Genomic DNA, 13,171 nt, shown 5'->3' on the forward strand with positions numbered 1-13,171 from the left:
GTGATCACCCATTCCCTTCATCTATCAGACTCGAGACCGATATAAAATCAAACCGGCGTCTAGTAGGAATTGCAAAGATTTCAACGTATGATGAATACAAAGAAGTTCACGAGCGAAAAGGAGAATGGGAAAATGAAAAAAGTATTGTGGTTCGGACTGATCGGGGGGTTTTTGCTCATACTCGGCATGTATGGATATGATCGTATTTTCGCAAATTCACTTAGCAAGGAGCAGACCATCAAGAAGGACAATGCCAGCGCATTGAATGTCGATATTGACTTCGGTGTTGGAGATCTGTATATTTCAGGCGGTGCCGACGACTGGATGGAAGGGACATTTGATTATACAGCGAAACGGTATGCCCCTGATATTTCGTACAAAAAGAAAAATGATACCGGGATACTGAAAATAAAACAACAGCCTCGCATGACTATCGGGTTCTTAAAGAATAAAATGAAAAGCGATTGGGATATACAATTGTCCGACGACGTGCCGATCGACTTAAATGTCGACATGGGGGTCTCCAGTACTTCACTGGACTTAAAAGGATTACAGTTGAACAATCTCAAAATCGACAGCGGCGTGAGTGATTCGACGATCGATTTAAGCGGCGACTGGTCGAAAAGCTTTCAAACGCGCATCGCCATGGGCGTAGGTGATGTCACCTTGCTATTGCCAAAACAAACGGGCGTGAAATTGTCCGTCAGCAAGGGCATCGGCACAGTGAGCATGGATGGTTTCATTTCCCAAGGCAACCGGATCTATGTCAATGAAGCATATGACCAATCGGACGTCTTCCTCGATATTTCATTAGATATCGGTGTCGGGGATGTAAAGATCAAACTGATAGACTAATTTCTCCCTCTTTCTTTTTAAGAAAGAGGGTTTTTTATTGTCGAACAACTTGAATGTATGTTTAACGGTTATCTCTGAGGAAAGTAGGTTATAGAAAGAGAGGGAGCAAATGCTGCTCTCATTAGAAAGGAGGAATAGGTGAATTGATTACATACACATTTGAGAAAGCGGGCTTGACGAAAAAGGGCATTGAACGGCTTTTTCATTCTGTTGAGTGGGAATCTGCTTCCTATCCAGAAGATCTATACCAGGCCATTATGAACTCTCATTCGGTGGCGACCGCCTGGGACGGCGATAAACTTGTCGGTCTGGCGAACGCGCTATCTGATGATTCCATGGCAGTCTATTTCCACTATGTATTGACGGACCCGGCCTATCAGGGAAGCGGGATCGGTAAAACGATTATGAATATGATGCTCGATCGATATGAGGAGATGCATACGAAAGTGCTCGTCTCTTATCCAAAAGCTGTCGGTTTTTACGAAAGCCTCGGATTTGAATCCGAACAAACGAGCACGCCGATGTATGTATTTTCACGGTGACTACGCTAAATACAGGAATGTCAGGGTAAACTGCAAATAAAAAGGGTGTTCCCATACTATGAAATACGATTGCACCATTATCGGCGGCGGGCCAGCCGGCTTGAATGCCGCACTCGTCCTCGGCAGGGCCAGGCGACACGTCCTGCTGCTTGACGATGACAAAGCAAGAAACAGGGTGACCCGGGAAGCTCACGGATTCATGACACGGGATGGCATCAAGCCTGCGGAATTCAGAAAGCTGGCCCATGCCGAAATAGCACAGTATCCGACTGTGGAATTTAAAAACGAAACAGCCGTCTCGATAACCCGGCTATCTAAAAATGAATTTTCCATTACCACCTCGGGAGGTTATACATTTTCCAGCACTAAAATACTGCTGGCAACAGGATTGAAAGATGAACAGCCGAACATTCCTGACATCGAGCAATTTTACGGCACGAGCCTCTTCAGCTGCCCCTATTGTGACGGATGGGAATTACGTGACAAGCCGCTCGCTGTCATCGCGGACAAAAATGTCTATAAACTAGCAAAAGAAGCCTACATTTGGAGCGAGGATCTGGCAGTCTTTACGAATGGAGAAGGCCGGTTGGAGTTGGAGGAGCGCAACCGGCTGCTCGCCAAAGGGATTAAGGTTTATGAGGATATGATTTCAGGATTAGAAGGAGAAAACGGACAGCTTCGAAGTGTCCGGCTGGAGGATGGAACGCTAATCGACCGGTCTGGTGGATTTGTCACACCGGTTTGGAGCCTTCCCCATTCTTTTGCAAAAGAGCTCGGTTGTGAGCTTAATGAGTTTGGCGGCATCCAGACGGATAGATACGGCAGAACAAACGTCTGGAACGTCTATGCGGCCGGAGATACCACACACATCGTTCCCGCCCAGCTCATCATCGCGGCCGGGACAGGGAGTGCAGCGGCCATCGGCATCAACGGCGATTTAACCAATGCACTCTTCGACGGGGAATAAGTTCACTCGAAGCAGGTCCACACCCATTCATCAGTGGACCTGCTTTTCCTATTATTCAGGTCTTTGCAGCAGACGCCTCATCCGAGCATCCCGCTCTTTACGCTCTTGCTCCACCGCCACCCAATGCTTTCGCAGCTGGCCATTCATGCGCGGGTCCTGCGCTGTCATTTCACGCATTCCCGAAGGACCCACCTTCTTTCTCACCTTTTGAATCTCATCTTCAAAAAACAACATGTCCGACTCACCTCCCGCCAGTTGAACCTTACCGAACATCTCGATTTCCCCTCACTTTACCATACGCAGCCAACGCACGAGGACAAGGGGTATGTGCACAGGAGAAAAAGAAAAAATAGCGGGCGATTAAACGAAAAAGGAGCCGCCTCTTGCCAGGCAGCTCCACACTCTAAAAACCATTTTCCATAAAAACTGTCACGACAATTCCCAATATCGTCCCAATGAAAATTGTTGCACCAAACAAAAACGCTCGTTTCATTCTCCTCATCCCCCCAGTTTCTCTTATTTGAATATACGAGAGGAAGAGGCGGAATATTCTATCGTCTTAGGCATGAAGGCATAAAACCAACTTGAACAATCCAGCTGAAATCGTTATACTATAGATAGATAACGGATACATTGAAAAGAGACCGTCCAATGGCTGCACATTGAACGGCCCGTGTAATAGCTGGTTCCCGCAGGGGGATCGGCAAAGATAGGACTGTAACCCATCCGAGCGCTCAACTCAAGGATGGGTTATTTGTTGTTATGAAAAGACAGCATTGCAATGAGTAACGTCGCGAACGTGAAGACAAGCATTAGCGCTTCAAATACTGTCAAACGCACCACCCCCTTTCCACGAGGGAATAGAGATGGCCAACCACCCTTGAGTCACCTTGCCATTACTCTTCTATTTTACCACACATACGTTCGCATCTAAAGTGCCATCCGGTCTATTTCTCCTGTTTTTTCAAAAACCCTACAGAAAATCAAGCGTATTCTTTCTTTATGAATAAATAAAAAAGCGGGATCTCCATAATTAGGAAAACCCGCCCTTTTATTATCCTACGAACAATTTTATTGACGAGCCATCAAACCGGCAATCCATTCGCTTAACGTTTTTTTATCAATAAACGGAGCGAGACGAGCAATCGTATCAGGATCCAGGAAGGCAAGCCCTTTTTCATTCACAAGCCGCGTCAAGTTTTCCCGCCCTAAAAAAGGCGCAAGCTGTATAATATCCCGATCGCTAAACTTGCCAGATCCTACTTCATCCACCAAGCGGCCCAGCATGTCCTTGCTAATGAATGGAGCCAAGCGCACTACAACTTTCCATTCCAATTCCCCTTCCAGCGCCTGCTCCACCAGCCGGTCCATCCGTTCTTTGGATAAAAACGGCGCGAGGCGGGATAGCTGCTCGCCATCCAGTCGATCAAAAGAAGTCTGCTCTACAATTTGATCCAACACCTGCCGACTGACAAATGGGGCAAGCGAAGAAACTAATTTCCAATCAAACGACTGCTCCCCTGCCTGCAACACGAGCTTATCCAAAAGTTCCGTTTCCACAAAAGGCGCAAGCCTCTTGATCATCTCCATATCAAACAATTTCGGATCGACACGCTCCGCCACATCCGCAAGCTCACTCGCCTTCAATAACGGCGCCACTTCAATTAATCCGTTCACGTCTACTTCCGCAGCATTGATCATCTCAGCCACCTCTTCCCGGCGGTTTTGGGAAAAGCCAGTCACCATCCGTCCCATATTACTTCCATACCGATTCATATCCCCTGCATTCATCAAATCGTCGACGGATGTATCAAACACATCTGCCAGTTGAGGCAGCATCATAATATCAGGCAACGAATCCCCACGTTCCCATTTGGACACTGCCTGATGACTCACATGCAGTCGATCCGCCAGCTCCACCTGCGTCCAATCCTGCACTTTCCGCAACTTTGAAATATAACTTCCGATCTGAATTGCATCCAACATGCCAACCATCTCCTCGATTTCTTTTCAGCGCGCACTGTTGTATTGAGCGTATCATATCCCTTGTAAGGAGCCTATCAACGGCTGGTTGAAACGGAATTCTACTGACGGTTGAACGAAGATAAAACCGCATATCATCTTCCTTCACTTGAGCAATTGCATTTTCAGTTTTTCTACAACCTGCTTATCGATTTGGCATGCTTTGCTCAAGTATTCCTCAATGGAACGGTATTCCTTTGAGATGCCTTCGTAGACCTCATTCAGATGCTCCGGCTTCGCTTCCATAATATATTTCACTCTTTCCGGTGAAACACGGAAGAGGCTCAACCAGCCCATGATACGACTCATTTTTTCTAGCCGATGTGCATAAAACTGATTCGTAAGGAGATAATTCTCTTCCACTTTTTCATACGGAACACCGACCAACAACTGAATAATCGCTGAGATGATACCCGTTCGAACTTTTCCCGCTGTACAATAAATGACTGCTGGCAAGTTCTTTTCTTCCGCAATCAAATTCAGTATTTCATTTACTTGCGAAGTCCGTTCAAAGGCAATTCTGTAATAATACTCTCTAATAAATTCATCAAATTCTGCTTCTCCCTGCTTTCCAAAGAGAAAACGCAAAAGCTTCATTCGATTCCCGTCTTGGGTTTCGTATTGGTGAAGCGGAACGTTTACAATATTTACAGTGGTGTTTTCCGATAGTTTCGCTGGCTTAGCCTTGTATTCATCTTCTGTGCGCAAATCACAAACTAGCTTAATGTCTAGTTGCTCGAACTGTTTAATATCATTCTTTGTTAATTTCGATAGTGCTCCAGAGCGAAATAAAACCCCCGTTTTCATTCTTGAGCCATCCATCGTTTGATACCCTCCAATGTCTCTAAAGTTTGCTGCTTTCTCAAATTGATTCAACATATTCCCCCGAACTTTGTTTTGTTAGTCATTAAATTGATAAAGTGAAAGAACTCTCATCAAACTGCCCGGCCAATTCTCCCACGTCTTTTATAAGGATACCTTGTTCAACAATTTCCGGCGGCTCGTTCAACATGATCTTCAGTTGTCGGCAATCAAATAAATGGTTTGTATACTTTGCAATGACCGGATGTTGAATCAGATATTCCTGTTCCTTGATCAGCACACGCAAAAAATTCCGATGCAATGCCATTTGTTCACCACCGGTAATATTCATCGGATCAATGCCCGTTACCCGAATTGTTCCGTTAATAGTCACAACAACAGGTGCCTCCTGTTCCACTGTTGCAAATGCCGCAGCCCTTTCCGTTTGGACTCTTTCGAGGATATTCACAGTCTCCTCCGTAACTGGGACGGCATCCAAGTTGCTTTCCTCCACATCGACAAACTGCAGGAAAAACGAATAAAGCGATTGATCTGTTTCCTGGAATTGTTTTTTCCAATCCGCACAAAGCCGATCCAGCAATAAGCAGATGAACATACCGGAACTATAACAGCTGCGCCGAAGATGACGGACAGACTCCTCTTGATCGAGCAAAGCTTCCCCGTATTGAAGGATCGCATCTGTTAACGTCATACCACTCTGATTGGCAAACACCTTTAACTCTACATACCAGGCCGGACCTTCCACGGTCTCTGTCAACAACTCGTATGCAATGAAATCCCCCATACTGGCTGCCCTGGCTTCACGTTGAAGAATGAATTGGCGAAGATGCTCATCCCTCACTATTTGGTCCGCCTCCATGACAGCATGATATAAGTGCAACCGCTCACGATTACGCCTCGATTCATTATCTGCGAGGAGCGGATAGGTGATCCCTTTAATTTCATCAGGGAAACGAGACTCGCCCATGAGATACTGATGGCCATGGAACAATTCATGAATCAACACGGCAAATAAACTCGCCTCATCCGGGCAGCTGTCCTTTTGAACGATAGCCGTAGGATGGCCTTGAAAAAGAATAAGTGTATTCCCTACAAACGCCTCACTCCAAGGAAGACAAATAAAAGAGGCCTCTGGGTACGTTGGATGGTTGAATAAACACACCGATTCACCATCATAGATGGCATACGCCACCAGTTGAAAATCCGGCCAATATCGGGATAAATCATAAGTGCTGATAGATTGGAACATTGCTGGAACCATATAACGACCCCCATTTGATAGATAATGATATAAACTATACGGTTCACCAATTAAAGAGTTTCCATAATATAAAAAAATGCCAGCTCCTCACATCGGAACCAGCCATCCTCACTTTATTTATTGCAATCAAATCACCGACATGTTTTGCAAGACTTATATATATCTCAATTTCTCTGGGTTTCTAATGAAATACAAGTTACGAACGGTGCCCTGGTGAACTTGCATTAATGCCACAGTATCGACTTTATTTCCCGTACGATAAACAAGTCCAGTTTGACCATTTATTTCTGTAATATCCACCGCACTATCTCCTGGTGTCATGTTTTTCGCGATTCCTAATAGGAAGCGGGCGACATGATTACTCGAATGAATCGGATGAATAGCTGCAAATGCCTTTCCGCCCCCATCAGAAATTAATGTGACATCTTCCGCTAATATAGAAATAACTTGATTCAAATCGCCTTGTTCAAGAGCCGTTAGAAACCCTTCAATCCATTTTCCTTCCGTCTCGGCTTCATGGAGTGGAGCTTTGATACTCATGCCTATCTTTCCTCTCGCCCGACTGACAAGCTTACGGCAATTCGCTTCACTTTTTCCGATAATATTGGCGATTACGGAATATTTAAAGGATAGAGCTTCATAAAGCACGAATGCAGCCCGTTCCGCAGGAGTTAGTTTCTCCAGCAACACGAGCATTGCATAGGATAATAATTCTTTTTGTATAACGGATTCAACCAGTTCATTATTGAAAGTTAGAATAGGTTCCGGCAACCATTGACCAACATACTGCTCCCGCTTTCTACGAGCCGTTCTTAAGACATCCAGACACCGGTTCGTTGCCATTTTACAAAGGTAGGCCCTCGGTTCAACAATTCGATCAAGTTCGATGTCATGTAATTTCATGAAAACATCCTGCACAACATCCTCCGCATCGGCAGCAGAGCCGGTTAGTTGGTAAGCTAACGTAAAGAGGAGCCTCTTATACTGAACATAATATTCTTCAATTTTTTCTCGCTCCATTCATGCCCACTACCTGTCTAATATTTAATTAAACTTGCCATGTCCCAGGTCCACTTTCTAATGAACCAGCCTAATTTCCCTGATATCGTCATGTTCAGCCCCCATCTTCGAAGCCACACAATACCTCGTTCTGGACCAAGGGCAATACAGAAGAACTCCATATGACTTTTGTGTGAAGGTGCACGCCCACCTTTCCTATCTGCCAATATAATTCGCCCAAGTCTAGCTGCTTGAGCTGAAGCTTCCTTGCATGTCTTACCATCCGGCTTCCCGCTAGCCGGATCAATTATTAGGGCACAATCTCCAATACAATACACGTCTTGAAGTCCCTTCGCCCGATAGCATGAATCGACGATCACGCCTCCTTCATTCGTGAAAGGGATTCCTAAATTTCTTACAAACGGATTAGGCAAGAGGCCCAGGGTCCAGATACATAGGCCAATCGAAAGCGTTTCACCGGTTGAAAGCGTGACTATTCCTCCCTCTTCCTTTAACACCTTACTCTCGTGCTTAACTGTAACACCTCTTTGTACAAGCGCTTGTTCCAATGCTCTTCCCACTTTAGCTGGACCTTCTTCAAAAAGTCGTTTATGAGAATTCAAAAGAACGATCTTCACATCACTTGGATCGATTCCTATTGTTTTTGCATCGCTACGAATGTAATGCGCCAGTTCAGCCGATGTTTCCATGCCACTAATACCGGCGCCAGCCACTGCAATTGTCAAAAGTTCACTCCGTAACGCTATGTCTTGTTCACTCTTCGCCTTATAAAGATTGTCTCGCCACTTCTTTTGAATCTCCCTTGCGGACTCTATATCGCTTAACGCAATACCCCCTTGGGCTGGATCCGGTTTGCGTATACTGCTCCCTACAGCAAGGACGAGGATATCATAATCCAGACAATACTCCTTACTCAAATTGTCTTGAAAATGAATTCTTTTATCTTCTGCCTCAATGTTTGTTACTGTGGCTTGAACAATTTCAACGCCTTCCGGAAACAATTTTTTCAGTGGAATCGTGATTTCCTCTTCGCCAACCGCCGGCCTGAATAATAAAACCTTTCGTAAATGATATGGGTTCTTATCAATCAATATAAGTCTAAGCGTCTGTTTAGTCGATTTAGTACCGACATACTTTCGAATGGATGTAACGGCATGAATACCTGCATATCCACCGCCTACCACTACACAAGTCATTATCGTCACGTGGATCACTCCTTGTCTCGTTTACCATATAACGAGATAGGAAGCTGTTTTGTGACACCTATAAATGAAAAATGCCAGCTCCTTTGCATAGGAACCAGCCATACTCACTTTTTTATTACAATTAAATCGCCGACATGCCTTCCAGTAACACCTTCGCATCGGCATTTAAATAATGATGGATATCCTCCCGCAAGAGCACCTCTGGATTTTCTGCCACCGATAATTTCAGGCCGCGGACATTAAACGTAGACGCATACATATTAATGTGATGAATTTGATTCATCTCCTGGCGATTTAACGGACGAAATCCCATTTCCATCATTGATGCCAGTACATCCACCAGCTCGCGGACATTCCGGTTCAGGATATGCCGGTTCTCCTGCAGTTCCCCCATATTTTCTTCAATCAACCGCCTTGCCGAAACCAAATCTGAATGCTCCAAACACCCTTGAATCATATGCATTATTTTCTCTAGATGCACGCCAACCCCTCCTCCACTTCCCCAATATGGAATGACCATACTTTACACCATAAATATACCAATAATTCAGGTGATTGGGAAGGGGCTTTGGAGCAGGTTGTGAAGACCTTGTGGTTTTCCCTTCGTACCTAGCAGGGATCTTTTTAGACGAAAATTTTGGCCTTCCGCTTATGATCGTTTAATCGCTGTCTGACCCATTGAAGGACTAAGAGAAACAGCGTGAACAGGATGACCAGCCCTACATGCAAAACAGGCGCTATTTGTATCTGCAGGAGAGCCGGATCATAACTGGCTTGCAGCATACGGCGATCAAAGACCTGAATGGTAAACAAGAAAACTGCGGTAAAAAGCAAGAGTGCCACTCCGTATCCCTCCCGGCTCGGAATTAAAAGTACACCCCCCATTAGCAAGAGCGTCGACACAAAGTACAGAACATGGATTATGAGCGCTTCTGTTGCCGTGAATGTAACGGCGATGTCCGAAAGCATAACTGTCTGAAGCACGAATGTGACGAATCCAACGAAACTGCCGAGAATGAATGCGATTCCTGCGGACAATTTCCTTGTAATTCCCATGCGGACCACTCCTCTACTTGGTTTTATTATAGACGCACCATTCCATATATTGGTTTCCTTTCCTATTGAATAACCTGGCCTAGTCCGTCCATGCTATTACTACTTCAGAAAGGGTGTGCTACGGATGAAAGAGAATTGGATGCCGGAGGAGACGCCGCTTGCGGAGCTGACAGACGTCCAGCTGAAAGCGCTTGATGCGATGGAGAAGGAACTTGGAGTGACGCTCGTTGCATATGAAAATGCGAATGACGGAAAGACAAATATGTTTGAAGGCTAAGGGCTGCGAAGGCGGCCCTTTTTGCTTGGGTTTCAAATTGGTTCCGAATTGGTCCATCCGAAACCACTACTTATCTTTCCACGAGTTCTTGCGACTGCCGGATAATGTCAAAATCGCTCTCATCGGCTGGGACGTAGCCAGCATGGCCAAAGAGTGTCCGGATAAGCTGACGGCCTTGTTTTGATTTATCCAACGAAAGAAATGCCTGCCGGATGGAATCCTGCCATTCATCCGTCATATCAGAACGAACAGCGATCGCATCATTTGGAACTCGATTCTCGGTTTCCAGTTGGTCCAGACCCTTCGCAGATGTGGTCTCCACAGCAATGTATGCATCCGCTTTCCCGTTTTTCACTGCCTTGATACCTTCCACATCACTCGTAACATACAAAAAAGTTAGTTCCTTCTGAACATCAATTCCCGCTTTAGCCAAATCTCCTAGCTGGACAACAGCCTTGCCCTCCTGCATAGCAATTGTTTTTCCAGCAAGATCTTTAAGTGAACTAATACCGCTTGTTTTAGTGAATAAAATCCTCCCCTTTACAGAGGTCACCTTCTCTTTCGGATCACCAGTGGATCGCTGTGGCTGCAACAGAACGATCGCCTCTCTCGACTCATTCGCTTCGACATAATCAGCTGGCTGCATCATTACTAGATCCGATTTCTTCGAACGAATGTCTTTGCCCGCTTTTTCATAATCAGATGTAAGCTTCAGCTCAACAGGAATGCCCAACTCCTTTGCCAGCAGATCCGCAAGCGCATTCACCTGTTCTCCATCCTTCTCGGCCGACACAAATTGAATGTGCAGCGTTTCCGGCTCATACGGCGGAGTACTCGACTGATCATGAACCGTTTTGATAAACCCGCACGCCGCCAAGAAAAGCAGCATCACCGCCGCCAGACAACTGATCATAATTTGTCTCATGGTCATCCTCCATCCACTATGTAGTCCTCCTAGTATGTGCACATTGCCATGGAACGACACGGAGTGTTATGAATTATGTGTTACTAAATGGGAAAGGGGTTTATAGGAGCGTTGAGCTTTAGTCAGTGTGGGGTAGGATGGATAATAGATCCGCTTGAGGTAGTTTACCACCGACTTGAAGGGGTTTACCACCGACTTGGAGAGCGTTACCACCGTTTCTAGGACGTTTACCACCGACTTGCAGAGGATTACCACCGACTCTCGGGATTTTAACTGGACAAATCATATACATCATTGCTTGGAGCGAGGATAACACCGGGTATTCTCCTTTTCTTCCACGGCTTACCTCACTTGGCTTTAGATATCCTCCTATGATTTATCACTTGTAAACTGGATGCTACCTCCTTAACTGAGTAAGCTAAAGGAAGATTTGGCACTCAACCGTTTTATCGGGGCATCCTGTAAAAGGTCGAGTTATTGGCGTTCACCTTGTCTTATTGGCGTTCAAATCGAGTTATTGGCGTTCGCACGATGTTTCTGGCGTTCATCTAAAAATCTTCATTCCCTTCCCTTACGAAATTCTTCCTCTACCAAAAAACCGCCACTTTCGAAAAGTGGCGGTTTTGCATCTATCAGTCATGTATGACTTTCCAGTTATGATCACATGTAGCTGTAACGGTTTTATGCTTTAAAAAGTAATTGGCCAGCAATTCGGAGACGTCGATGGCCACTTCCTGGATGACGGGTTTGTTTTGGTACATGAGGTAGTCGCCGCCTCCGCCTGCCCGGTAATTGTTCATGACGACGTCGTATTCGCCGTTCATGTCGACAGGTTTGCCAGCGTGTTCGAGCTGGACGATCCGTTCTCCAACCGGCTTTGAGATGTTGATGGTGTAGTTGATGCCTTCCCACATGTCGTAGTTGTAGTGCTGCGGTTTAGGTTCAAGGAAGGAGGGGCTTACTTCAACCAGCCCGCCATCATATTGTTTGAAGTACGCAGCAGACCTCTCCAGGGCGTCCTTCATGTCTTGTCCGCTAATGCGGAGGACTTTGAGCGTGTTCGGGTAAATGTAATTGGCCACAATATCGCGCATCGTCACATGTTCCGGCAGGCCGGGTGATTGGTTGCTGAAGATCGCTGTATTGGAAATGGCCACGTTGGCTGCTTCCATTTGGACGCGGTTGATGAACTCGACTAGTGGATTGTCCTGCAACCTTGTCTGCATGGCGTCCCGAATGACCATGTCGCCCTTTATATGGCCAATTGGCGTGTCGAGCCATTGCTGGGTAGCCTCCTCGTATGTGGAGGCAAGCGATAGAATGGAATCGTCCGCCTCCACTCCATCAACCGATAGCAATTCGCTCGTTTTGTGGACGACTGTCCAGCTGCCTTCTCGGCTCTCCAATAGGATTGTCACTTTGCCGAGCGTCTGTCCCATATGGCCCGGCTGTACTATGAGTACGCCGTTGATCATTTTGCCTGCCAGCTGCCTGTGCTGATGGCCGGTCAAGAACACATCGATCCCGTTCACTTCCATGCAAAGCTCGTAGCCTTGGTTTTCTCCCGTCAAGATTTCCGTCGGCTCCCCTGTTTCGGGATCACGTTCGAAACCACCGTGGTACGAGACGATCAGCAAGTCGACTCCTTCTTCCTCACGAAGGTGAGCCACCCACTTTTTCGCCGTTTCCACAGGATCCGCAAAATCGATGCCGGCGATATGTGCGGGTTCTTCCCAATTCGGTATGTAGGGTGTGGTCAAGCCGAGAACACCCACTTTCACGCCACCTACTGTTTGAATTGTGTACGGCTGGCCGAAATAAGGCTCTCCCGTCTCTTCATTCAGCAGATTGGCGGACAGCCATGGAAAGTCCGCTTGTTTTACAATGTGCTTCAGCACTTCTGTTCCATAATTAAATTCGTGATTTCCAAACACCGCCGCATTATATCCAAGTGCATTGGCCGCTTGGATGAGCGGGTTTGGACGATCGCCCGCCATTTTGATCGCATGATAGGCGAGCGGAGTTCCTTGAATTAAATCTCCGTTATCGATCAGTAACACATTTTCATGTGCGTCCCGTTCCCGCTTAATGAGCGTGGCAATTTTAGCGAGACCGACCTGTTCGGGTTGATTGCTCCCATAGTTGAGAGGGAAAATGTTTCCGTGTATATCGCTTGTTTCCAGCAGGACAATTTCCAATGAGTTGTTCATTGCCATCCT

At 46.1% G+C, this 13,171-nt stretch carries 15 protein-coding genes; 4 read left to right on the forward strand and 11 right to left on the reverse strand.

Annotation, left to right across the window (positions count from 1 at the left end; all coding sequences use genetic code 11):
* The first annotated feature begins 132 nt into the window (after window positions 1-132).
* The 3 genes from ACSW3C_RS07790 to ACSW3C_RS07800 all read left to right on the forward strand — a co-directional run bounded on the left by ACSW3C_RS07790 (window position 133) and on the right by ACSW3C_RS07800 (window position 2,364).
* Complete coding sequence (locus tag ACSW3C_RS07790; protein WP_486561863.1) at window positions 133-855, forward strand: toast rack family protein; 723 nt, start codon at window positions 133-135, stop codon at window positions 853-855.
* A 143-nt stretch (window positions 856-998) separates the two neighbouring features.
* Complete coding sequence (locus tag ACSW3C_RS07795) at window positions 999-1,397, forward strand: GNAT family N-acetyltransferase (RefSeq protein ID WP_486561864.1); 399 nt, start codon at window positions 999-1,001, stop codon at window positions 1,395-1,397.
* Between the two features lie 58 nt (window positions 1,398-1,455).
* Window positions 1,456-2,364, forward strand: coding sequence for an NAD(P)/FAD-dependent oxidoreductase (locus ACSW3C_RS07800; RefSeq protein ID WP_486561866.1), 909 nt, complete (start codon window positions 1,456-1,458; stop codon window positions 2,362-2,364).
* Between the two features lie 51 nt (window positions 2,365-2,415).
* On the opposite strand, the gene ACSW3C_RS07805 is transcribed toward ACSW3C_RS07800, so the two are convergent.
* The 9 genes from ACSW3C_RS07805 to ACSW3C_RS07845 form a co-directional block, all read right to left on the reverse strand.
* Entirely contained in the window at window positions 2,416-2,637 is a 222-nt protein-coding gene (locus ACSW3C_RS07805) for a hypothetical protein (protein WP_486561867.1), read from the reverse strand.
* Window positions 2,638-3,114: 477 nt separating this feature from the next.
* Window positions 3,115-3,204 carry a putative holin-like toxin gene (locus ACSW3C_RS07810; protein ID WP_238080376.1) on the reverse strand — a complete coding sequence of 30 codons (90 nt, stop codon included), beginning with the start codon at window positions 3,202-3,204 and terminating at the stop codon, window positions 3,115-3,117.
* A 231-nt stretch (window positions 3,205-3,435) separates the two neighbouring features.
* Window positions 3,436-4,350 carry a helix-turn-helix domain-containing protein gene (locus tag ACSW3C_RS07815; RefSeq protein ID WP_486561868.1) on the reverse strand — a complete coding sequence of 305 codons (915 nt, stop codon included), beginning with the start codon at window positions 4,348-4,350 and terminating at the stop codon, window positions 3,436-3,438.
* A gap of 141 nt (window positions 4,351-4,491) precedes the next feature.
* Window positions 4,492-5,262: a tyrosine-protein phosphatase gene (locus ACSW3C_RS07820; RefSeq protein WP_486561870.1), complete on the reverse strand. Its 771-nt coding sequence runs from the start codon at window positions 5,260-5,262 to the stop codon at window positions 4,492-4,494.
* Window positions 5,263-5,293: 31 nt separating this feature from the next.
* Complete coding sequence (locus tag ACSW3C_RS07825; protein WP_486561871.1) at window positions 5,294-6,469, reverse strand: hypothetical protein; 1,176 nt, start codon at window positions 6,467-6,469, stop codon at window positions 5,294-5,296.
* Window positions 6,470-6,622: 153 nt separating this feature from the next.
* The gene (locus tag ACSW3C_RS07830; protein WP_486561873.1) at window positions 6,623-7,489 is read right to left on the reverse strand and encodes an RNA polymerase sigma-70 factor; all 867 of its coding nucleotides are present in this window, start codon (window positions 7,487-7,489) and stop codon (window positions 6,623-6,625) included.
* A 17-nt stretch (window positions 7,490-7,506) separates the two neighbouring features.
* The gene (locus ACSW3C_RS07835; protein WP_486562113.1) at window positions 7,507-8,685 is read right to left on the reverse strand and encodes an NAD(P)/FAD-dependent oxidoreductase; all 1,179 of its coding nucleotides are present in this window, start codon (window positions 8,683-8,685) and stop codon (window positions 7,507-7,509) included.
* A 130-nt stretch (window positions 8,686-8,815) separates the two neighbouring features.
* Window positions 8,816-9,175 carry a hypothetical protein gene (locus ACSW3C_RS07840; RefSeq protein ID WP_486561874.1) on the reverse strand — a complete coding sequence of 120 codons (360 nt, stop codon included), beginning with the start codon at window positions 9,173-9,175 and terminating at the stop codon, window positions 8,816-8,818.
* 143 nt (window positions 9,176-9,318) lie between these two features.
* Window positions 9,319-9,750: a hypothetical protein gene (locus ACSW3C_RS07845; protein ID WP_486561875.1), complete on the reverse strand. Its 432-nt coding sequence runs from the start codon at window positions 9,748-9,750 to the stop codon at window positions 9,319-9,321.
* A 124-nt stretch (window positions 9,751-9,874) separates the two neighbouring features.
* On the opposite strand from ACSW3C_RS07845, the gene ACSW3C_RS07850 reads away from it, so the two are divergent.
* The gene (locus tag ACSW3C_RS07850) at window positions 9,875-10,027 is read left to right on the forward strand and encodes a hypothetical protein (protein ID WP_486561877.1); all 153 of its coding nucleotides are present in this window, start codon (window positions 9,875-9,877) and stop codon (window positions 10,025-10,027) included.
* Window positions 10,028-10,097: 70 nt separating this feature from the next.
* Here ACSW3C_RS07850 and ACSW3C_RS07855 read toward each other — a convergent pair whose 3' ends face one another.
* Both ACSW3C_RS07855 and ACSW3C_RS07860 read right to left on the reverse strand, forming a co-directional pair.
* Entirely contained in the window at window positions 10,098-10,952 is an 855-nt protein-coding gene (locus ACSW3C_RS07855; RefSeq protein ID WP_486561878.1) for a phosphate/phosphite/phosphonate ABC transporter substrate-binding protein, read from the reverse strand.
* 632 nt (window positions 10,953-11,584) lie between these two features.
* The gene (locus ACSW3C_RS07860) at window positions 11,585-13,168 is read right to left on the reverse strand and encodes a bifunctional metallophosphatase/5'-nucleotidase (RefSeq protein WP_486561880.1); all 1,584 of its coding nucleotides are present in this window, start codon (window positions 13,166-13,168) and stop codon (window positions 11,585-11,587) included.
* Between the last annotated feature and the right edge of the window lie 3 nt (window positions 13,169-13,171).

The organism is Sporosarcina sp. AD_1 (genome assembly GCF_057373025.1).